Source organism: Paenibacillus assamensis DSM 18201 (genome assembly GCF_000422445.1).
GTDB lineage: Bacteria > Bacillota > Bacilli > Paenibacillales > Paenibacillaceae > Paenibacillus_B > Paenibacillus_B assamensis.
Genome location: NZ_AULU01000009.1, coordinates 202,536 through 224,028, shown reverse-complemented (window position 1 = coordinate 224,028; position 21,493 = coordinate 202,536). Strand labels below are relative to the sequence as shown.

Genomic DNA, 21,493 nt, shown 5'->3' with positions numbered 1-21,493 from the left:
ACGAGACAACAATTCGTTTACATATGATGGACAGTAGAACATAAATAAATATATGCTTTTGCATAGGCATGCAGAAAAACTATTTATGTATAAAGGTGTTGTCTGTCCATGTTTAAAAGAATAGAAACTAATGTAAAGCTATACGCAGTAATCATAGGTTTACTGTCTATTGTTGTGTATTTGACGTGTGCTTCCTATTTTGCTCCGCCTAGAACGATAACTCTCGATCGAATCGATGGGCAGCATTATGTTGTTCATTATGTATTATCAGATACAGCCGTATATGATGCTCCAATCGAGAAGGGGGATAAGCTTCTTAAGCTAGATGGTATTCCTGTCCATGAGTATTATTCGGAGCAAGACCGTATGGATGGTTATTATAACATTCCAAGAACTGTACAGGAACTAACGATACAGAAACAAGATGAACAAGTTCAGACAGCTTTGTTAAAAGAGAATTGGCGTGAGGGATTGCCTCAGGATTTGTTTATTGTCCTCTTTATTTTGTCTCCTATTTTTTTAATTTTGTTTTCTTATATGTCCTATTACTTATGGAAAAATAAACGAGATCAGCCAGATGCTCGAATTCTTATCGTCTGCTTTCTTATCATTGGTATATCCTTTTATGGAAACGTTGCATCTTACAATATGGATGTAGTAGGTGGAGCCATTATCATGATTGCTCTTCCTGCTCTCCCCTATATTTTTATGCATTTTATGAACGTTTTCTTGGAGAAGTTTTACTTATCTTTTATTTCAAAGAAAGTGCTTGCCTTCTTATTTGTCATTGATGTAATCATAAGTGTCTTTGCTTGGTCCAATCGCTATGTATTTACATTCATTGATATAAAAGGAGCGAACCCGTTACTAATAAAAGGAACGCTTGCGGTTGGTTATGGGATTTGTTTATTTCGTTTAATTCAACTTTTTTTACGTCATAGACGCGATAGCTCTCCTCCCCTATTTAAAATCTTCCTCATTGTGCATATCGTAGCATTTACACCATTCATTGTGCTCAATGTGATTATGCCGTACTTTTTCAATGGAGAGGACACGAATGTCCCTTTTAGTACGTTATTTTTGTTCAGCTTGCCTATTAGCTACATGTATTTAATTTCATCCAAGCAGTTATTTGATATCGATTTTATCGTGAACCGATTTAGAAAATTTCTCGTTGTTGCCTTTCTCCCAGCCGTTATTATCGTTTCGGTAATAGCTACCGTTGTTGACTTCGGATTTGTCCTCGTTACGGGTAAACTAGTAAAACTCTTCCTTGTCATGCTTCTATCGATTACGCTGCTTTTGTATGGGAACGAGATCCTACAGAATCAGTTTCGTTCTCGTCTCTTTAGTAAGTCGTTTAATGGACAGGATAGCTTGGAACGGTTCTCTCGCCAGCTGTCAGGGGTTATGAAGCATGCAGAACTGGAGCGTATTCTTGGACAGGAATTGACCGAAATGCTACCGCTGTGCAGTTATCAGTTCTTCGATGTAAATTTGGCTGCCAAGCAGGTGACCCCGCTACCCAACACCGTCATGGCACGACATGCTTCCAAGTCTATTCTTAATGAGGTGAGTGAGCTTCGTATAGCCGAGCTTGTTCAATTGCCAGATGGTGTTCTTCTTGTGCTAGGCTGTTTCAAGCATACGTATCGAGTAGGATGGCTGAGCAATAAGTCCAATCATACACAGTTCAATCCCGATGAATGGAAGTGGCTGCAAACGATTACGCGCTATGCCAGTCTTGTTTATGAAAATCTATACTCTGTGGAACGTATGGTGGAGGACTTGCAAGATCAGTTGAACAATCGCAAGCTAACTTCCCCTTGGATGTCGCGGTTATTATTTTGCTTATCTGAAAATGAGCGACAAAAGCTTGCTTCCGATTTACACGATGCAGCCTTACAAGATCAAATTATTTGGTACCGTAAGCTGGAGACGTCTATGATGGATTACCCGATGAGCCCTGAGCTGAAGTGTGAGCTGCTGGAGATTAAGGAAGGTTTGCTTGATGTCATTCACCAAATACGTGAGACCTGTCAAGAACTGAGACCACAATTGTTAAAAGAAATGGGCTTAGCTGAATCGCTTAGGCATCTTATTGAGCATGAGCTGCTTCGAGTAAACTTTTCAATAGAGCTGCTAGCCTTTCCTATGAACGCTACACTGAGCAACGAGTTGATGACAGGTGTATATCGTATCGTGCAAGAGCTTCTTCGGAACACAGACAAACATGCTCAAGCAGATTGCGCCATAATTGAGCTGCGTCAAAGCGATGAATATATTTTGTTCCGATATACAGACAATGGGATCGGGATGGATGAAGTAGCTTGGAAGCATAATCGAATGCATATGGGATTATCGAGCATCTATGAACGCGTACGCAGCCTAGAAGGGGAAATCAAGATCGTTACAAGTATAGGTGGTGGATTTGACGTGCATATCCGATTACCGATTAAGCTATCAGAGCAGGGTCAATATTCATCGTATATTTATATGGTAGAATGAGCAATGAATGATAGAGCTAGCAAGGTAGAGCCAGCAATGAGTTGGTTGGAACTTGCTAGCTTTTTGCATCTGGAAGACATATGTTGTGCTATGTTATGGTTCGATTTTAATAGGTGCTAGCTAGTTAGGAAGCGAGGCTGAATACGTCGTTCAGAATTATATGTGAAATAGTTCACATATATGAAGTTGGTGATGTGCTACGATGATGTTGATTTCAAGTGAAAACAATCACTTGAGGAAGTGTGGGCGAGCTTTACTAGTTATTAGCGAGCATATAGCCTATCACTTCATAGACAGAGAGAACATCATCATAAGGGAGTGCTGCATCATGAAAAAGTGGATACCTACCGTACTTGCGGCTGCAATGGCGTTGTCATTATTGTCGGGGTGTGGAGCAAAGAAGGAGTCGGCAGACGTTGTTGTCGTTGGAGCGGGCGGTGCAGGTCTGGCGGCCGCGGTTCGTGCGCAAGAAGAAGGTGCGAATGTGATTGTGTTGGAAAAAATGCCGATTGTGGGCGGGAATACGGCGCGTGCGACAGGTGGTTTGAATGCTGCTGGGACGAAGCAGCAAATAGATAAGGGCTTTACAGATAGTGTGGAATTGTTCTATGAGGATACGATGAAAGGCGGCTATGACAAAAACAACCCAGAACTGGTCAAATTGCTCACGGAGCAAGCGAAAGATTCCGTAGAGTGGTTGGAGAAGTATGGTGCGGACATGTCTGATGTTGGTCGAATGGCTGGTGCCAGCGTTAATCGTACTCATCGTCCAGCAGGTGGAGCGGCAGTAGGCTCTCATATCGCTATGGTGCTAGAGAAGACAGCCAAGGAAAAGAACATTGATGTACGTACGCGGCATGAAATGACAGATATCGTTATCAATAAAGAAGGCGCAGTTACTGGTATAAAGGCAAAGGACAAAGAAGGCAAGGAGTATATGATAAATACAAACGCGGTTGTATTGGCATCGGGAGGGTTTTCTGCGAATCAAGAGATGGTCGTAGCATATAAGCCAGCTTTGAAAGGCTTCGCCACAACGAACCATCCAGGAGCGACAGGGGATGCCATCACGATTGTGGAGAAGCATGGTGCGGCTCTTGTTGATATGGCTGAAATTCAAACACATCCAACTGTTGTTCCAGATAAAGGTGTGATGGTGACGGAGGCAGTCCGAGGCAATGGCGCTATTTTAGTTAATAAAAAGGGTGAGCGTTTTGTTAATGAGCTGCTTACTCGTGATGTTGTGTCCAAGGCTATTTTAAGTCAGCAGGATGGTCGTGCCTATTTATTGTTCGATAAAGGGCTTCGGGACAGCTTGAAGGCGACAGAAGAGTATTTCAACATGCAGCTCGTAACTGAAGCAGAAAGTATAGCGGCGCTAGCTGAAAAGCTGGGGGTAGAGTCTGCTGTACTAGATAACACATTGAATGCTTACAACAAAGGTGTGAAGGCAGGCAAAGACGAGCAATTCCAGCGTCCAGATCTGCCGCGTGAGTTGAGCAACGGTCCGTTCTATGCGATTGAGGTAACACCTGCTGTACACCATACAATGGGTGGGGTAAAGATTAATACAGATGCACAAGTGCTAAATAAGGATGGACAAGCGATAAAGGGTCTATACGCAGCAGGTGAAGTAACAGGTGGGGTTCATGGCGGCAACCGACTTGGTGGCAATGCGTTGGCAGACATTATTACGTTCGGAAAAATTGCAGGATTGAATGCGTTCAATTATGTGAAGGCAGAGCAGTAATGAGCTATTACGACTATTGGCATAAAGTAGCGGGACGGAATGGCTTCGGGACATTTTGAGGAACTGTCGTAATTTTACTTTACGTATATAGACATCAAGGGGAGATTGTGATGAAGAGAAAAGCATGGATCATATTAGGGATTGCAGCTATGCTCGCATTGTCGGGCTGTGGAAACGGCGGTCTTTATAAAGATGGAGTGTATGAAGGCAAGTCACGAGGAGCAACTAGTGATATCGTTGTAGCTGTAACTGTGAAGTCTGGCAAGATAGAATCCGTTGAAGTGAAGCAGCATGAAGAGACTGCGCAAATGATTCAAGCGGTAACGGACAATACAGTTCCTGAAATTATTGAGAAGCAGGGAGCGGATGAGGTTGAAGCGCTGACTGGTGCAACGAAGTCGTCCGAAGGTGTCATCGCTGCTGTGAAGCAAGCATTGGAGCAGGCGAAGAAATAGAGAGTCTACTATAGAACAATTACAAACATGAAAAGAGACGACTTTTATCCGATGTAGGAATAAAACTGTCGTCTCTTTTCACGTTGCATATAAATAGCTCTACAGTAACGCTTGTATATTAGATTGAAGAAGGAACACTCATTTTGTGCGAAGAGGTTTCAGCTTCGCTTCAATTTCTTCACGTTGTGGCTCTAAAAAGGGTGGTAAGGCTAGGCTCTCACCTAGATGCTCCATATCTTCGTCGGTGTCGAAGCCAGGCCCATCTGTTGCTAGTTCATACAATATACCGTTTGGTTCGCGGAAATAAAGCGAACGGAAGTAGAAACGGTCTACAAAGCCTGAGCTTGGCAGGTTGTGCTGTTCAATATGATTAACCCATTGATGCATTTCCTCTTCATTATCGACACGGAAGGCGACGTGATGCACAGCACCACGCCCCGGTCTTGCCATCGGCAGGTCATTGCGTTCTTCGATATGAACTTCAGCACCCGTTCCACCCTCGCCTGTTTCAAGGACAATAATATCTGGCTGGCCATCGAACCAAGATGGGTAGGAGGCTTTGCGACGGAAGCCCATCACAGATGTTAGTACGTTGATCGTTGATGAAGCTTTGCGAACCGTTAGTTTAATTGGTCCTAGTCCAATGATACCGTACTGTGATGGAATGTCACTGTGCGTCCAAGCGGTTCCGCCAGCAACACCGCTGTTATGCTCATCGGAGACAAGAATCAATTTGGTGCCTTCAAAGTCAGTAAAAGATAGCGAGTTGCGCCCCGTACGGTCTGTAATTTCACCATGCGGTACTTTGAGTGTTTCGAAGCGCTGTTTCCAGAACAATAGCGCTTCGTCTGAAGCGACTCGCAAAGAAGTAGCGGAAACACTGTTAATGCCGTATTGTTGGCCAGCTGCCATCGGAATTTCGAAAAAGGTAATCTCTGTTCCAGGGTTGCCCTCTGCATCAGCGTAAAACAAATGATACATCGATGTATCATCTTGGTTAACTGTCTTCTTCACAAGACGCATGCCTAGTATATCGGTATAGAATGCCAGGTTCTTCTCGGCATTTGCAGTTAGTAATGAAACGTGGTGAATCCCTTTCAAATTCATTATGGGAACCTCCTCAAGGGTGGTGAGTTATATCTCGATATTAATTATCTTGAATTAAAGATAATATAAATTGATAAAGATGTCAAGCTGATAGGGTAAAGCATGTAAGCTCGACGAGGCGATAAGATTAGGACGTGACGCAGTACTAACTCAAACTTCATCGAGCTTGCAGTTGGATGACAAGATTGAAAGGTTCCAACAGCTAAATCGAAGGCACCTCGATTGAACATTCGCTATACTTGCCATATAAACAAGCAGGGAGCGAACCTAAACATGAACAACGGAGCTACTATTGATTTCTCACAAGCTATTTTAACACTAGCCTTAGTCGTAATCGCCATCCTTATTCCATTTACGATACATGTATCTGCCGAGCCGATTCCTTCTTCACCGATGCATGTTGATAATAAACAAATTGAGGTAGTGGTGAGTCCATAAGTTAGCTTTCTATTATAAAAAGACGCAAGCCGTCTCCCGTGATGATGGAGATGCCTGCGTCCTTATGCTTACTTATTGTATGCTGCTATAACAAAATTTTTGTTAAGCCAAAGCCCACGGCCACAGAAACAATCGTTGCCACTAAGCCCGGAACCATAAAGCTGTGGTTCAGCAAATAGCGGCCAATTCGCGTCGTACCTGTGCGGTCGAAGTTGATCGCCGCAATAACCGTCGGATAGTTCGGCAAGAAGAAGTAGCCGTTTACCGATGGGAACATGGCGATCAAGGCTGGTGCTGGCATGCCTAACGCAATACCAAGCGGCATCAATCCACGCACTGTCGCTGCCTGCGAGCTAAGCAGGATGGACATAAAGAACAAGGCTACTGCGAACATCCATGGCGCAGCTGTAACCGTGTCTTTAATGGCTGCATCAATAATCTCCATATTGCCACGGAAGAATGTATCCCCGAGCCATGCGATACCAAAGATGCTGATGACAGCCTGCATTCCTGCGCTAAAAATATTACTTTTCACCACGCGTTCTGCTGGAGCGCGCGATACGAGCAAAATCAAACCGCCGACCGACAGCATGACGATTTCAACGACTTGCGGCATACCGAGTGTCTTCATAACGCCTTCTGCATCCAAATAGGATGGGCGAAGCTCTGGGAAAGAGCCGAACAACACAACGGCAATCACGCCGACTAGGAAAATAAATACCGATGCAACTGCTCCACGCGGCAGTGTGCCGTCATCACTGGCAGCAGAGCCCGAGCGATCCGCTTCGCCAATTGGCGGCACCGTTCCTGCTTCTACACGGTGCTGGAACTCTTCATCCTCTGCTAGTGCCTTGCCGTAGCGGTTCATCACAAGCGCAGCCGCGACACAGCCAATAATCGTAGCTGGAATGCTGATCATCAATATGTTCGGCAGCGTATAACCCTGCGGTGCAAGCAGAGCCAAGAGCGCAACGGTAGCCGCAGAAATAGGGCTTGCCGTAATTGCCTGCTGCGATGCGATGACCGCTACCGACATCGGACGCTCAGGGCGCACACCGGATTGGCGCGCTACCTCCGCGATAACAGGCATAACCGAGTAAGCGACATGTCCAGTTCCCGCACATAGCGTGAACAAGTATGTAACGACAGGCGCCATAAATGTAATGTGATGCGGATTGCGGCGCAGCGCTCGTTCTGCTATTTTGACGAGCACATCCATACCGCCTGCCGCTTGCATCGTAGCGGTCGCTGTTACGACAGCCGCGATCATCAGGATGACATCAATTGGCGGATCGGAAGGGACGAGTCCGAAGCCGAACGTAAGGATAGCAAGTCCAAGCCCGCCCATAACGCCAAGACCTATTCCTCCAAGTCTTGATCCAAAATAAATGGCCAGCAAGACGATAATTAATTGCAATAGAAACATATAACGTAGCTCCTTCCTTTCTGTTGAACAAAGCTGATACTAGTGCTGGATAGAGCGTGCTACATGCATTCATTTCTTACAGTGGCCTTTCTCATACCTACAGCTGTATATAGATAAAGACCCGCCAGCGAAAAGACGTAACAGGTCCTTTTGACCGGTCAGCCTTTTCTATGGGCGGGTCTAGTCTGTGTCGAACTTCGTGTTGAAAATGTTCATTCATGGCATTCAGTCCGCGTACGGAAAGGGATGCATTCTTTGATGCTGAACACCTTACTTGTTGAACTTATATTTATATGCATCATCCGTCAGGGTGAAAAAGCTGGGGATGCCTGACGTGGTATATACTTGCTTGTCTTCTGTTATAAAAATAGCTTCGGCATTCGGCTTCGCTTCAATGAAGGCAATCCCTTCTTCAACGCCAAGCGCGAAGGCAGATGTCGACAGCGCATCGGCATCCGTAGAGCGATCCGTTACGATAGTAACACTGTTTAGATTGCTCTTAGCAGGGTAGCCTGTCTTCGGATCGAGAATATGATGATAGTATTGCCCATTATGCTCCAAATAACGTTCATACACGCCGGAGGTCACAATGGTGCGATCCTTTATTTTCATCGTACCGATCTGATTGCCGCGCGTCTCATTCGGATCTTGCACGCCAATCGTCCAATCGAATCCGGCTGGCTTGGTACCAACTGCATAAATGTTACCGCCTAAGTCAATAATGGCGCTCTTTACGCCTTGTTCACGAATGTAATCGACAATAGCGTCAGCTGCATATCCTTTGCCGATGCCGCCCAAGTCCAACTCCATGCCGGGCTTCGCCATGGACACCGTTTTGTTGGCAGCATCAAGCGTTACTGTGTCATAGCCAACTAGCTTGAGTGCTTCATCAATTTCCGCCTGAGCTGGTACACGGGCTTGTTCGGTACCGATCCCCCATAAACTAACGAGCGGTCCTATCGTTGGATCAAAGCGTCCATTCGTTTTCTCCGCATAGTCCAATGCCTTCTCGATAACCATGAAAGTTTCATCAGAAACTTGATAAGGGCCTTTGCCAGCATGGGTGTTCAGCTTGTACAGTTCGCTTGTTTCCAGCGTACGGCTCATCTTGCTTTCGATGTCTTTCATAATGTTCAAAATATGTTCAAAATGTTGCGCGTAAGCAGGATCATCGTATAATTTCACCGTAACCATGGTATCAAATATAAAGTAGGACTTGGATTGAATCGTTGGCTGCTGCACCTGTTTAGAATCAGATGATGGTGAACCACATCCTACTGCCAACATCGTGATGGATAGCGCCACTGCAACAATGTAAGCCCAGCGTGGAAGTTTCATCGAGCGTATTCCTCTCATAGTTGTCCCTCCGTAATCTGTCCATAGGTTAAGGCTTGTACGATCTGCCTGTCTTTTAGCACAACATTATATCAGAATGAAGATGCATTGCCTAGGAAGTTTATCACAAAAAAACAGCCAAAATCCCGCTGCATAAGGGTTTTTCTGGCATTTGTCCAAGCCGTCAACATTGAACGAAAAATGAGGTGGCAGTATAATAATATTGAAATTTATAATCATTAAAATTTTATAGATTGTTATTTAAGAGCTTAAGGAGATGCTAGGTATGAAACGCGGGGATGTAGTAGTAATCTGCCTCGTCATTGTGGCTGCTCTTGCATTTTTTATTCCTAAGTGGTTGATTCAGAACTCAAGTGAAAATAATCACAATAATACAATGACAGCAGAGATTACGGTCGATGGCAAGCTGTTTAAGACAGTAACGCTAACCGAAGAAGAGCAAATAATTACAGTGCCGACTGATCACGGTACAAATATTTTGAAAGTTCATAACTATGGAATCGAAATGATTGAGGCGGATTGTCCTGATCAAGTGTGCTTGTCCTTTGGCTTTGTGAATCGCAAAGGAGATACCATTGTTTGTCTGCCGCATCGCGTGCTTGTGGAACTGAAAACGGATCAAGCAGAGGAGAGTGAACTAGATGCGGTTGTCAGCTAACGATTCCTCGGTCTCTTCATCGCTTAAGTTAAGGAAGACGGTCATCATTGCCATATTTGCGGCAGTAGCTGCTGTTCTGGGATTAGTAGAAGCGATGCTCCCGACACAAATGTTTATGATGATTCCAGGTGCCAAGCTAGGTCTAGCCAATATTATGGTTCTGACTTGCTTATGCTTCCTGTCTTGGCGAGATTCGATGGCGCTAGTTATATTGAAAGCCTTAATTATGACTTTGATATACGGTGCGTTTTCCGCGTTTTTATTTAGCTTTCTAGGTGCGCTGTTTAGCTTCATTGTTATGTACGGTCTTATCCGAATCGGGCGAGGTCGTCTTAGTCTCATCGGAATTAGTGTAATGGGCGGCGTAGCGCATAATGTGGGGCAATTAACGGCGGCGTATATTGTTTTTCAAACAACCAAGATCTATTACTATCTTCCAGCCTTAATGCTGCTCGGAATTGTGACCGGTATCTTTATCGGAATCGCTGTGAAATACGTGGTTGCCTCACTTTCCAAGCTGTCGTTGTTTGAACCATTTGCACCAGAAATGCAGTAAAGGCGGTGGCAGCTATCCTACGATTCAATCAAGTGGCTTTTCAGTATTCGAAGGGTGAGCCAATGTTTACAGACTTGTCCTTTCATATCGAACAGGGACAATGGGTAACCATTGTAGGTCCGAATGGTTCTGGCAAATCGACATTGACGAAGCTGATGAATGGCTTGCTTGTGCCGCAGTCAGGCACGATTCAGATCGGCGGTGTAAAGCTGGATGGCCATACGGTTAGTGATATACGTGGACGAGTCGGCTACTTATTTCAAAACCCAGATAATCAGTTTATAGCGAATACGGTGCAAGATGATATGGCATTTGGAATGGAGAACCGCTGTTTGCCGCAAGCAGAAATGCAGCGGAGGATCGATCAGGTGTCGGTTGAGCTAGGTATTCGAGATTGGTTGGGTCGCCATCCATCTTCCTTGTCTGGGGGACAGAAACAGCGCGTTGCGATTGCTGGGCTGCTTGTGCTAAATCCGGAAGTCATGATTTGGGATGAGGCGACGTCGATGTTAGATGAGCAGGCAAGGCGAGAGTGTATGATTCATATGCGGCAATTGCGTGCTGAAAGAGGGTTTACCATTGTATCAGTGACGCATGATGCGGAAGAAATTATGGCATCGGATCGAGTTCTTGTTGTAAAGGATGGCCAGTTGGTAGCTGATTTGTCACCGATGGAGCTGTTCGCGCGGGAAGAGCTGATGGAGGAATGCCGCTTACGTCCGCCATTTGCTGTAGAGTTATCGCTAGAGCTAAGGCGTCGTGGTGTTGATGTAGATATATGCCGGGATGAGGAAGAGTTGGTGAATGCACTATGGCCATCGTGTCCAGTGAAAAATTAAGTTATCAATATGTTGCTAACGGTGGCAGTGAACCATCGTTTGCGCTTAAGGATATTAGCTTCGAATGGGAACAAGGACAATTCTATGCGATTCTTGGTGCTGCTGGCTCCGGCAAGTCGACCTTGCTGCAGCACATAAACGGTATTTTCCAGCCGACCACGGGGCGACTTCGTGTGCTGGATATGACGTTCGAGGCTGGGATAAAGCAAAAAGGGCTAAAGCCGCTGCGCAAACGAGTCGGGCTCGTCTTCCAATTCCCTGAGCAGCAACTGTTCGCAGATACGGTGGAGCAGGACCTTATGTTTGGCCCTTTGCAGTTTGGCATGTCTGAGCAGGAGGCACGTCAAGCGGCTTGGGGGGCCCTGCGCAAGGTGGGACTGCCTGAAGCTGTGCTCACGATGAACCCCTTCCAGCTCAGCGGCGGACAGATGCGCAAGGCGGCCATTGCAGCTGTGCTGGCATCCAATCCAGATTTGCTCGTGTTGGACGAGCCGACTGCTACGCTCGATCCGCTTAGTAGAACCGAACTGCTCGACCTCTTGCACCGGCTTACAGTCGAGCAAGGTAAGACGGTTGTGGTCGTTACGCATCGGCTCGATGAAGTGCTGCCTGTTGCGAGCCACTATCTGTTAATGAAGGCTGGACGAATCGTCTTTCAAGGTAGTCGAGCTGAGCTGCTGGCACAGCCATTGCAACTGCAAGACGCTGGAGTCGTTTTGCCTGCCGCATTGCGGCTTGGGCAGTTGGTGGGAGAGCGATGCAGAGGACAGCGCTGTGGATTGGAAGTACAGGGGCAAGAAATGCCCGTTACGGCCAGTGAATGGGCAGAACGACTGATTGAGATGAGTCAGATGCGTGAGCAGGAACAACACGGAGAGCAAGCCCTGTCTGCTAGCGTTAGCAGGGAAAAGCTGCTTCAACGGTATCAATCCAAGCAATCAACAGAGCCAGAGGCTAATGTTTACTATGCGGTAACGGGGGGAAGTGAAAGTGCGTATCGTGCTCTGCATCTTCCTAGAGGGGTGGAAGAACGATGATTAGGTCATCTAAGCTGGTGATGGGCCGCTATATAGACGCTTCGTCATGGGTACATCGATTAGATCCGCGTGCGAAGCTAGTAGCGATGCTGCTGTTTCTAGCCGCTGTTATTAGCGCTCATTCAATCGTAGAGCTGATTGCGATAACCGCAATCGCCTTGCTTATTTTAGCAAGCTCAGGCATTCCGTTATCCCGCTTTGGTCGGGCTTCCAAGCCGCTATGGCCGCTTATGTTTTTTATGTTTTTGTTCTATACGCTGTTTGAGCAGGGTGGCAGCGTATGGTTTGAAATAGGCAGCTTCCAAGTTAGCCGCGAGGGTATATTACTAGGGCTATCAGCCGTATGGCGCATGCTGCTGCTGGTGTGCTTTACGTCGATTCTAACCTTTACGACGACAACGATCGAATTGAATCTTGGCCTTGAGGCAGTATTGAAGCCGCTTAAGCTTGTCGGTGTTTCTCCACAGCAGTGGACGATGATGATTACGATCGCGTTGCGGTTTATCCCGACGATATTTGAGGAAGCGGATCGTATATTAAAGGCCCAAGCATCCCGTGGAGCAGATATTAACGATTTGAAGTTTGCGGCAAAAGGGAAGATGCTGCTGACCCTGCTCATTCCGATTATTGTAGGGGCTTTTCGCAGAGCGGAAGACTTGGTGCATGCGATGGAGTCGAGGGGATATGTGCTGGATCGAGCACGGACTTCACTTCGTATGTTGAAGTGGAGGCGAATCGATTCGCTGTTTCTTATCGGCTTTGCAGCGATGCTTGTCTTCACTTTTGTGATGTAGAGCAAGCTTCAATTGTTTCCATAAATAATAGAGGTAGGCGCTAGAGATTTCGCTAAATATGTTAATTCTTATGTGGGTTCAAACTTTAATCGTATGCATAAATAGCAATTAATTTGTGAAAATGTTCACGTTAATGAGGATGGGGAGGAACGATTATGGCTAGATATTTCAACGGTAAAGAGATAGAGTTGTTGGCTCCTGCGGGAACGTTTCCTATTTTCCAAGAGGTTATTGATATGAACTGTGATGCGGTGTACTTCGGTGGACCATCGCTCAATATGCGGATGATGCGCAAAGGATACAATTTGTCCTATGACGAAGTTCGCGAAGCTATTCAAATGGCACATGATCGAGGCAAGCGTGCGTATGTTACCGTGAACAATTTATTAAACGAAGAAGATTTGGATGAGGCGAAGCGCTATTTCGAATTTCTAAATGAGGTTGGCCCCGATGCGATTATTGCGCAGGATATGGCGGTATTTCCATTGATTCACGAGCAGAACTATACAAATATACCTGTGCATTCTTCTGTCATGATGAACATTCACAATTTGGAAATGATCGAAGCGATAAAGAAGTTTGGCGTAACTCGGGTTGTTGCATCTCGTGAGATGGATCTGAATACAGCAGAGCTGTTGCAAGCGAAAAGCGGGATGGAGTTCGAATACTTTGTTCATGGCGACATGTGCACGGTTCACGGTGCGAATTGTACGATTAGCTCGATGATTTTTGGTAACAGTGCTCAGCGTGGACGCTGTATGAAGCCTTGTCGTTGGGATTATCGCGTAAAGAAGGACGGGCATATTTACCCGACAGAATATCCTCTTGCAGCGAAAGACATGTACATGTATGAGCATATTCCAGAACTGATCAAGTCAGGCATTATGTCATTCAAAATTGAAGGCAGAATGCGTGATATCGAGTTTTTGAACTTGTTGGTCAATCAATATGGGGATGCGATTGATCGTTATATAGCTGACCCGATTGGCTTTAACCGCACGGAGAATGCGGACAAGCTGTATGACAATCGGAAGCGAGATTTTTCAACCGCCTATGCATTTGGCAAGCCTGGTCTTAGCTATATTAATAGACGATATGAAGGGACAGGGAAGTTCTACAGTACAGGGAAGGTGTTCAGTACACCTGCCGCTGAACGTGAGCTGAAAGAAGAGCGTGTTACGCAAATTCGGGAGCGTCTTGCTGATGCAAAAAGAGATATCGATCACACTTCTAAGCAGGCTCTGCCCCAGATTGCTGTACATGTCAACAATGTACAGCAGGCACATGCAGCGCTTGAAGAAGGAGCAGATATCATCTATTTGACTGGTGATGTATACATGCCAGATCGTCCATACAGTCTTGAAGATATAGAACGGCTAACTGCATCTAAAGGCGCGTCGCAAATTATTCTAGGCACACCTCGGATGATGACGGAGCTTCATATGGAGCAGTATACGCACTTCTTGCAGCAAGGAAAGCAAAGAGGGATGTATGGGCTGGATGGCTTGCTTGTATCTAACTTCGGTGCGCTGCATAAGTTTGGTTCATTAGAGTTAGGGCTACCTATGATTGGCGATGCTAATTTGAATGTGTACAACTACATGTCTGCTGCTGTGTATGAAAAGTATTTCGGCGTGGAGCGGGTTCACGCTTCGATGGAGCTGCCGCTCCATGATTTGGCGAACTTCATTGAGCATACAAAAGTACCCGTGGAGATGACGGTTCATGGCTCGCCGATTGTGATGTATTTGGAGCTTGATCTCTATGAAAATACAGAAGTGATGGAGTCGATTGGCCAAGAGGATAACGCTTATGTGGACAATCAATACCTTGTCCTTATGACGGACAAAGGAGAAAGTCCGGTCTATCGGGATTGGAGCGGACGCAATCATCTCGCTTTGTCCAAAGAATTGTGCTATTTGCCGATGATGAAAGAGTTGTATGAAGCAGGGGTCCGTCATTTCCGAATTGAAGGCAAGACATATACGGACGAGCAGCTGCGGACCATTGTACGCACATACCGTCAAGCAGCGGATCACTTGGATCAATGCAGTATTTTATTCGCTCAGATGAATCCTGTTTATGCAGGCTATACGCTAGGAAGCTTGCAGTTCGGAGCGGCTCGCCATATGGAGCTGATAAGCACGAATGCGTAGGCCGAGCTCAAGCTATTTTATGTGATTGTAATGATATAAATTCTAGGGTCCATAACGATGAACATGTAAACGAGCAGAAAGTACGGAGTCAATATGTGACGAGGTGAATACGCATGACAAGCGTGACAACAATGCATCCAACAACCTATATAGGTCCAGAAAAAGTGCTAGAGAAGCGTAAACAATATTTCTTTCCTTGTACCCATCATTTTTACGAAGACCCGCCACAAATCGTGCAGGGAAGCATGCATCAGCTTATTGATCATGAAGGTAAGATATATACAGATTTCTTTGCAGGTGTATCCGTCGTTGCTTGCGGACATTGCAACGAGCAGATTACATCTAAGACGACAGAGCAATTAACCAAGCTGCAGCACACGACGACCATTTATTTAACAGAGCCCATGGTTCAACTAGCAGAGCGGTTGGCGAATGAATGCTTGCCAGGTGAGTTGAAGCGAACGTTCTTCTGCAATAGCGGCTCTGAAGCAAATGAAGGGGCTTTGCTGTTGGCAAGGCTGCATACGAAGCGCAAAGACTTCCTTGCGCTGGAGTACGGCCTGCACGGTAGAACGTTCCTCACGATGGGAGTCACAGGGATGCCAATGTGGCGAACGGATGATTACCTCGACCCGCATGTTACCTTTATTCCTCGTCCTTACGATGAAGAGCTAGACGTGGAAGATGCAGCTCATCGTTCCATTGAGGCGCTGCGAAAGGTGCTTGGGGAAAAGGGCGATACATTTGCTGCCATGATCGTGGAGCCGATTCAAGGCAATGGAGGGATGATCGTCCCACCTGACTGGTATTTCCGCGAAATGAAAGCATTGCTTGCAGAGTACGGGATCTTGCTCATCGCAGATGAAATCCAGACTGGCTTCGGTCGCACGGGGCGTATGTTCGCGATGGACTATTATGGGGTTGCGCCAGACATCATTACGATGGCGAAAGCACTTGGCAACGGTGTGCCAATCGGAGCTTTTGCTACGACAGACGCAATTGCAGTCAGTTTTAATCGTCCATCTGCTTCGACATTTGGTGGTAATCCTGTCTCTGCTGCTACGGCCATGGCGGTGTTGGATTATATTCAGCAGGAGCAGCTTGTAGCGCGCTCCGCCGAGTTGGGTAATCAACTGAAAGATGGACTACGTGCACTCCAAGTCAAGCACGGTTGCATTGCAGATGTGCGCGGCAAAGGGCTTATGGTAGGAGCCGAGCTAAATACCGGTAATGCGTCATTACATGCAGCTTTGACGGATCGTGTGCTGGAGAAGATGAAAAATCGCGGCTATTTGATTGGTAAAAATGGTGTCGGGCGCAACGTCCTCGCTTTCCAGCCTCCGCTTATCATGCCAGAAGCGGAGATCGATGCGATGCTCTCGGTGCTAGATGAAGTTCTCTCTGAAGCGGTTTATGCCGATGAAGAGAGGGGGACGGAAGATGGACGCGATTCATAAGGCCTTCTATAAGACTCGTATGTTCGGAGAACTGGTTATGTTCTCGCATACGTTATTCTCCTTGCCTTTCGCTATTATTTCGATGGTATGGGCAGCCAATGGTTTGCCTGCTGGCGAGGTGATGCTGTGGTCACTCCTTGCACTTGTGGCAGCACGCAATGGAGCGAATGCGTTCAACCGTCTCGTGGATAGGGAATTTGATGCACAAAATCCACGCACAGCTCATCGTCACTTGCCTAAACGTTTACTTATGGAGCGAGAAGTAACCGTATTTATCGTATGCAACTATGCGCTATTCATCCTTGCAGCGGGGATGTTGAATCCGCTATGCTTGGCCTTGTCCCCAGTGGCGATTATCCTTATTTCTAGCTATTCGTACACGAAGCGGTTTACATGGTTGAGCCATCTGTACCTCGGCTTTACAATTGCTTCTGCGCCTATTGGTGCATGGTTTGCGGTGACAGGTGAATTTGCGTTGACGCCATTCATACTTGGTACGGTCGTTATGCTGTGGATTGCAGGCTTTGATATCATCTATGCTACGCAGGACATCGAATTTGATCGAAACGCGGGGTTGTGGAGCGTTCCGCGTGTATTCGGTTATGAGGATGCCTTGTTTATTGCACGTACGCTGCATACGGTGATGGTGCTGCTGCTTATTGTGCTATACTTTTTCCGAGATTCGCTTGGATTGGTATATTTGATAGGGATAGGCCTGGCCATTGTCCTGCTTGCGATTGAACACCGAATTATTAAGCCATCTAGCCGTGAGCGGATGAATGTTGCTTCGTACAATTTGAATCAAGTCATTAGTATGGTTATATTAGCTTGTACACTATTGGATCAGTTCTTATCGTAAGTTTATCGATAGTCTGGGGAGCAGAGCTTTAACAAGTCGTATTTATAAAATGAGTCGCCTATAAATAGAGGCAAAACGTGCCGCTGTAGAAGTACGAACGATTCGTATTTTCGACCAGTGGCTATTTTTATTCTCCTATCTTTCGACAGAAATAGGTACGGAGAGCCAAGAAACACATGAAAAAATACATATTTCCCCATCGGAAAAATTATTGTATTCTAATCTACAGACAGAAATCCTACATGTTCTAACCATCCGCTGCCTCATGAATGGCAACAAAGCCATGCATAATCAAGATTTATACTCACTCACGGGAAAGCTTACTCTCTTCCTACCATCTGTTCCTGCCGGACACCTTTCATTTTATCAAGAAGTTTTTCATTTTCTAATTTATGAAATGATAATGCCATCCTTGCTTGAAGCTCATTTGTTGTGTATATCGTTTTCCATCCCAATTGTATAGGAAGAGGTGACCTGCATGGGTATATTAACGAAGCCAGCTATCGTACGACCACCTTATCGCATTACGCAAGATGAAATGGTGGATATGCTCCACCAGCTCCATCCCAATCATCCCGACTGGAGCAAAATTAACCGTATGCTTCGCAACACACAAGTGAATGAGCGGTATATCGTCCGTCCCATCGAAGAGATTATTGCACATTCTCGTTTTGAAGAGCGCAGCCTTATTTACAAAGAAGAAATGAGACGGCTTAGTGTCCAAGCTGTTGAGCAAGCGCTGGAGAATGCTGAACTAGAAGCTTTTCAAATTGACCTCATCATTGTGACATCTTGTACCGGATTTATGATGCCTTCCTTAACCGCCTACCTCATAAGTGATTTGCCATTCCGTGAACAAACAAAACAGCTTCCTATTGCACAGCTTGGTTGTGCTGCTGGGGCATCTGCGATTAATCGTGCTGCTGAATATTGCGAAGCCTTCCCTGGTGCCAACGTCCTTATCGTAAGCGCAGAATTGTGCTCACTTTGCTTCCAGCCTGCTGAGCGTGCGATCTCTGACTTTGTATCGGCTGCTTTATTCGGAGACAGCGTGTCTGCTTGTGTTATGAAAAGTACGGCAGGAATAGGATTTCAGGTAGAGTCGAATGCCTCTTATTTGATTAAGCATACGGAGAACTATATCGCCTATGACATGAAAGACACCGGATTTCATTTTGTGCTGGACAAGCAGGTCATGTATACGATTGAGACGGTGGCTCCTGTTATGCGCGAATTTGTGGAAGAGACGGTTCAGCGGACACCATCCGATCTTGATTTCTTCGTATTCCATACAGGGGGGCGGCGCATATTAGATGAGCTGGTGAAGCATCTTGGTATTGCAGAGCAGCGTGTCGGTTTGAGTAGAGAGAGCTTAGCAGAGTGTGGGAACCTATCCAGCGTTGTTGTTTTTGATGTATTAGCTCGTCTATTCGAAGCGGGAACGTGCTCGCCTGGGGATAAAGGGTTATTAGCCGCATTCGGACCAGGTTTTACGGCGGAAATGTGTTCAGGGACTTGGGTAGAGTAAGCATATAGGTTGTAGAAGGGGAATGAACGACGGAGTAGGCTAGCCCACGTTGCGATAGGAGTTAGAGGATAGGAATGACAAGGGGGAGGGAGTAGAAAGTAGAATAAAGCCATAAGCGGGATTTGTTTAACATGAGGAGTCTTATAATCGGGGGAGGAAACTAAGGTCATGAAAGGGGCAGCGAAACTACTAGCTGCTCCTTTTTCTATGGAACGATCGTTGAATTACCGATGCACACGCTACTTACGCGTACTTTCAAGCGCGCTCCTCGGTTGATGTGAATCGTATCTGCTTATTAGAAAATAAATAGGTACCTTTACACACATAGTAAATCTATGTATAGTAATTCTAGGTATAAAATTGGTGCGTTATGGAAAATAGTGCGAATAAGAGGAGGTATGTCTGTCCATGGATCGAGAAGAGAATAAACGCTCTTTATTAGATTCTTTTGTGGATCAAGTAGAGGCAGGGATTCATGCGCAAGAAATGAGAGCCAGCATACGAGCAGAGCTGGAGGATCATCTGTACAATCAGGTCGAGGAGCAAATGGACAAAGGGATGTCTCGTTCTAAAGCCGAAGCGACTGCGATTAGACATATGGGATCCGTAAATACGATAGCAGAGAAGTTTAATATCGTGCATCGAACACGGTTCCCATGGTTGTTTTGGGGCATGATCGCTATTTTATTGCTTGTAAGTACATTGGGTATTTGGGCGGTTCAACATACCGTGAATGGTAATTATGCGGTAAGGAGCTTGTTGGATAGACACCTTGTTTTTCTAGGCTTTGGACTTGTTATATTCATTATTGCCTCATTAATCGATTATCGTTGGTGGCGCAATAAAGGATGGTTGCTATATGTGACTGCAACAGGTTTATTCGGCTCTGGACAATTAATAGGGGATGAGGTAAATGGAACGGGATATTGGATTGCTATCGGTGCTATTGCATTGGATGTTGGATTTCTGACGACCTTTTTATTTTTATTTGCAATCTTTTTAATCATTTCACAATATCGTGCCGAGTATCCTGAGCTTAGTATTAGAAGGGAGCTGGTTCTTCCGTTCATTGGGATTATTCCGGTTCTCACCTTTGTTATCAGTTCACAATATTATGCAGTCGTTGTCTATTTACTGGGCTTCATTCTGATATTGTTCATACATTCGTTTTCTTTGAAAGCTCTAATGATTGGGGCAATTACTGCAATAACGATAGGCGTGCTGGCATTTCTAAGTTTACCATCTTACCAAATACAGATTGAGAGGTTAGAAGCGTGGGGAAACCATTTGCTAGGTCATCATACGAGGGATGCATCAGCGTTACTCTATCATTTGCAGGATTTATTTGTACAAGCAGGTTGGTGGGGAAAAGGATGGGTTGAACGAGCGGATATTCCATATCCCCATTCTGATCATATATTAGTCGTTATTGTTTATGCATTCGGCTGGATTGTTGGGTTAGGAGTACTGGTGGCCTTACTTGGAGGATTGACTTGGCTGTTCCGTTCTTCGTATCAAGTAAAGCAGCGTTTTGGGAGAGGCTTAATGTTATTCATTAGCTGCTATGTTACAATCCCTGTTATATTCAATATAGGTGGGCTAATTGGTGCAGTTCCTATGAATGGGGCGACTTTGCCGCTATTAAGCTATGGTGCCAATTCAATGCTCATATGGATGTTTGCGCTTGGCATATGTACGAATATTTATATGCGTAAAGACACTCTCCCTCAACATGAAGCTAGATGGGATAGGACAGTTGTAATTGGGAAAGGAAGATGATAGATGAAAGTGAGCAAAGAAATGCTCAAGGGGAGCACAGTTATGCTCGTGCTTTCCATGTTGGAGCAGCAGCCGATGTATGGTTATCAGCTCATTAAGCGGTTGGATGCTCAATCGAATGGAGTATTTGCATTGAAAGAAGGAACGCTGTATCCCATACTTCATGCATTGGAGAATGAAGGTCATGTGGAAGCGATATGGAGTGAAGCAGAGGGCCGGGCTCGCAAGACGTATTACATTACCGATAAAGGGAAAAAGCAGCTTCAAGAAAAAACAGAGGAGTGGAAGCTGTTCCAAGTTTCGTTGAATCGTGTGATCGGTGAGACCTAGTGAGTTAAAACCTGAGGTTTAACTAAAGCCTAATGAGCCAAAACCAAAACCAAAACGAAAACGAAAACCTAATGTTAGTGTTGGGCATGGAGTGGTGTTCATCCAACAATCTTCTAACGAACGCTATTGACGTTATTTTCGCGAAATCGTTCGTATTTAGATTGTAACGGTCCCACGAGCGCTTATTTCAGTCAAATGGGTGAATATGAGCGCTATGCATCGTAAATAAGCTCGCTGGCAGCCGTTACATATCAAAAACAAGTAAAAAAGGCGGAATAGCCTCTGTGGCAACCGTTAGCGCGGTCATACTGCTGATTCGTTACGTTGTGAAAGGTGTTTCTATTGTACTTGTGCAAGGAAGCAGAAACGGTTGGTGTGGCTGTGGCAATTATGCCGCATCTTCATAGTTGCAGAGGCGAAAAATAAAAGGCACGAATGTTCTAGGTCACCGAACCGAACA

At 45.6% G+C, this 21,493-nt stretch carries 19 protein-coding genes; 16 read left to right on the top strand and 3 right to left on the bottom strand.

The features are described from left to right. The first annotated feature begins 108 nt into the window (after positions 1 to 108). From H580_RS0105635 to H580_RS0105625, 3 genes are all read left to right on the top strand, one after another. The gene (locus H580_RS0105635) at positions 109 to 2,508 is read left to right on the top strand and encodes a sensor histidine kinase (RefSeq protein WP_028593922.1); all 2,400 of its coding nucleotides are present in this window, start codon (positions 109 to 111) and stop codon (positions 2,506 to 2,508) included. 328 nt (positions 2,509 to 2,836) lie between these two features. After that, positions 2,837 to 4,258 carry a flavocytochrome c gene (locus tag H580_RS0105630; protein ID WP_036604689.1) on the top strand — a complete coding sequence of 474 codons (1,422 nt, stop codon included), beginning with the start codon at positions 2,837 to 2,839 and terminating at the stop codon, positions 4,256 to 4,258. Between the two features lie 110 nt (positions 4,259 to 4,368). Next, complete coding sequence (locus H580_RS0105625) at positions 4,369 to 4,713, top strand: FMN-binding protein (protein ID WP_028593920.1); 345 nt, start codon at positions 4,369 to 4,371, stop codon at positions 4,711 to 4,713. A 138-nt stretch (positions 4,714 to 4,851) separates the two neighbouring features. On the opposite strand, the gene H580_RS0105620 is transcribed toward H580_RS0105625, so the two are convergent. Further along, entirely contained in the window at positions 4,852 to 5,820 is a 969-nt protein-coding gene (locus H580_RS0105620) for a ring-cleaving dioxygenase (protein WP_028593919.1), read from the bottom strand. Positions 5,821 to 6,093: 273 nt separating this feature from the next. Between H580_RS0105620 and H580_RS26130 the strand changes: the two genes are divergently transcribed. Next, complete coding sequence (locus H580_RS26130; protein ID WP_157282709.1) at positions 6,094 to 6,258, top strand: hypothetical protein; 165 nt, start codon at positions 6,094 to 6,096, stop codon at positions 6,256 to 6,258. Positions 6,259 to 6,343: 85 nt separating this feature from the next. Here H580_RS26130 and H580_RS0105610 read toward each other — a convergent pair whose 3' ends face one another. Both H580_RS0105610 and H580_RS0105605 read right to left on the bottom strand, forming a co-directional pair. Further along, positions 6,344 to 7,684: an anaerobic C4-dicarboxylate transporter family protein gene (locus H580_RS0105610; RefSeq protein ID WP_028593918.1), complete on the bottom strand. Its 1,341-nt coding sequence runs from the start codon at positions 7,682 to 7,684 to the stop codon at positions 6,344 to 6,346. 270 nt (positions 7,685 to 7,954) lie between these two features. Beyond that, positions 7,955 to 9,040, bottom strand: a complete 1,086-nt coding sequence (locus tag H580_RS0105605) for an FAD:protein FMN transferase (protein WP_245583497.1) — start codon at positions 9,038 to 9,040, stop codon at positions 7,955 to 7,957. A gap of 265 nt (positions 9,041 to 9,305) precedes the next feature. On the opposite strand from H580_RS0105605, the gene H580_RS0105600 reads away from it, so the two are divergent. The 12 genes from H580_RS0105600 to H580_RS26785 all read left to right on the top strand — a co-directional run bounded on the left by H580_RS0105600 (position 9,306) and on the right by H580_RS26785 (position 21,440). Further along, entirely contained in the window at positions 9,306 to 9,698 is a 393-nt protein-coding gene (locus H580_RS0105600) for a NusG domain II-containing protein (protein WP_028593916.1), read from the top strand. After that, the gene (locus H580_RS0105595) at positions 9,682 to 10,254 is read left to right on the top strand and encodes a Gx transporter family protein (protein WP_028593915.1); all 573 of its coding nucleotides are present in this window, start codon (positions 9,682 to 9,684) and stop codon (positions 10,252 to 10,254) included. Before H580_RS0105600 ends, H580_RS0105595 begins: the two co-directional genes overlap by 17 nt. 5 nt (positions 10,255 to 10,259) lie before the next feature. After that, the gene (locus tag H580_RS0105590; protein WP_028593914.1) at positions 10,260 to 11,093 is read left to right on the top strand and encodes an energy-coupling factor transporter ATPase; all 834 of its coding nucleotides are present in this window, start codon (positions 10,260 to 10,262) and stop codon (positions 11,091 to 11,093) included. Then, a complete protein-coding gene (locus H580_RS23490; protein ID WP_084508987.1) occupies positions 11,066 to 12,130 on the top strand; it encodes an ATP-binding cassette domain-containing protein in 1,065 nt (354 codons plus the stop codon). The genes H580_RS0105590 and H580_RS23490 overlap by 28 nt, the downstream gene beginning before the upstream one ends. Continuing rightward, positions 12,127 to 12,924 carry an energy-coupling factor transporter transmembrane component T family protein gene (locus tag H580_RS0105580; protein ID WP_028593913.1) on the top strand — a complete coding sequence of 266 codons (798 nt, stop codon included), beginning with the start codon at positions 12,127 to 12,129 and terminating at the stop codon, positions 12,922 to 12,924. The genes H580_RS23490 and H580_RS0105580 overlap by 4 nt, the downstream gene beginning before the upstream one ends. 155 nt (positions 12,925 to 13,079) lie before the next feature. After that, positions 13,080 to 15,080, top strand: a complete 2,001-nt coding sequence (locus H580_RS0105575; RefSeq protein WP_028593912.1) for a peptidase U32 family protein — start codon at positions 13,080 to 13,082, stop codon at positions 15,078 to 15,080. A 113-nt stretch (positions 15,081 to 15,193) separates the two neighbouring features. Then, a complete protein-coding gene (locus H580_RS23485; RefSeq protein WP_245583496.1) occupies positions 15,194 to 16,537 on the top strand; it encodes an aspartate aminotransferase family protein in 1,344 nt (447 codons plus the stop codon). Further along, entirely contained in the window at positions 16,521 to 17,396 is an 876-nt protein-coding gene (locus tag H580_RS0105565) for a UbiA-like polyprenyltransferase (protein WP_028593911.1), read from the top strand. Before H580_RS23485 ends, H580_RS0105565 begins: the two co-directional genes overlap by 17 nt. Before the next feature lie 478 nt (positions 17,397 to 17,874). After that, complete coding sequence (locus H580_RS0105560) at positions 17,875 to 18,924, top strand: type III polyketide synthase (protein WP_028593910.1); 1,050 nt, start codon at positions 17,875 to 17,877, stop codon at positions 18,922 to 18,924. 408 nt (positions 18,925 to 19,332) lie between these two features. After that, a complete protein-coding gene (locus H580_RS0105555) occupies positions 19,333 to 20,703 on the top strand; it encodes an FtsW/RodA/SpoVE family cell cycle protein (protein WP_028593909.1) in 1,371 nt (456 codons plus the stop codon). A 3-nt stretch (positions 20,704 to 20,706) separates the two neighbouring features. Further along, entirely contained in the window at positions 20,707 to 21,033 is a 327-nt protein-coding gene (locus tag H580_RS0105550) for a PadR family transcriptional regulator (RefSeq protein WP_028593908.1), read from the top strand. Positions 21,034 to 21,317: 284 nt separating this feature from the next. Beyond that, a complete protein-coding gene (locus H580_RS26785) occupies positions 21,318 to 21,440 on the top strand; it encodes a hypothetical protein (protein ID WP_281167957.1) in 123 nt (40 codons plus the stop codon). Positions 21,441 to 21,493 lie beyond the last annotated feature (53 nt).

Bases quoted from the DNA above. Each gene is read 5' to 3' on its own strand.
- H580_RS0105635 (WP_028593922.1), top strand. From the start codon at position 109: ATGTTTAAAAGAATAGAAACTAATGTAAAGCTATACGCAGTAATCATA.
- H580_RS0105630 (WP_036604689.1), top strand. From the start codon at position 2,837: ATGAAAAAGTGGATACCTACCGTACTTGCGGCTGCAATGGCGTTGTCA.
- H580_RS0105625 (WP_028593920.1), top strand. From the start codon at position 4,369: ATGAAGAGAAAAGCATGGATCATATTAGGGATTGCAGCTATGCTCGCA.
- H580_RS0105620 (WP_028593919.1), bottom strand. From the start codon at position 5,820: ATGAATTTGAAAGGGATTCACCACGTTTCATTACTAACTGCAAATGCC.
- H580_RS26130 (WP_157282709.1), top strand. From the start codon at position 6,094: ATGAACAACGGAGCTACTATTGATTTCTCACAAGCTATTTTAACACTA.
- H580_RS0105610 (WP_028593918.1), bottom strand. From the start codon at position 7,684: ATGTTTCTATTGCAATTAATTATCGTCTTGCTGGCCATTTATTTTGGA.
- H580_RS0105605 (WP_245583497.1), bottom strand. From the start codon at position 9,040: ATGAGAGGAATACGCTCGATGAAACTTCCACGCTGGGCTTACATTGTT.
- H580_RS0105600 (WP_028593916.1), top strand. From the start codon at position 9,306: ATGAAACGCGGGGATGTAGTAGTAATCTGCCTCGTCATTGTGGCTGCT.
- H580_RS0105595 (WP_028593915.1), top strand. From the start codon at position 9,682: ATGCGGTTGTCAGCTAACGATTCCTCGGTCTCTTCATCGCTTAAGTTA.
- H580_RS23490 (WP_084508987.1), top strand. From the start codon at position 11,066: ATGGCCATCGTGTCCAGTGAAAAATTAAGTTATCAATATGTTGCTAAC.
- H580_RS0105580 (WP_028593913.1), top strand. From the start codon at position 12,127: ATGATTAGGTCATCTAAGCTGGTGATGGGCCGCTATATAGACGCTTCG.
- H580_RS0105575 (WP_028593912.1), top strand. From the start codon at position 13,080: ATGGCTAGATATTTCAACGGTAAAGAGATAGAGTTGTTGGCTCCTGCG.
- H580_RS23485 (WP_245583496.1), top strand. From the start codon at position 15,194: ATGACAAGCGTGACAACAATGCATCCAACAACCTATATAGGTCCAGAA.
- H580_RS0105565 (WP_028593911.1), top strand. From the start codon at position 16,521: ATGGACGCGATTCATAAGGCCTTCTATAAGACTCGTATGTTCGGAGAA.
- H580_RS0105560 (WP_028593910.1), top strand. From the start codon at position 17,875: ATGGGTATATTAACGAAGCCAGCTATCGTACGACCACCTTATCGCATT.
- H580_RS0105555 (WP_028593909.1), top strand. From the start codon at position 19,333: ATGGATCGAGAAGAGAATAAACGCTCTTTATTAGATTCTTTTGTGGAT.
- H580_RS0105550 (WP_028593908.1), top strand. From the start codon at position 20,707: ATGAAAGTGAGCAAAGAAATGCTCAAGGGGAGCACAGTTATGCTCGTG.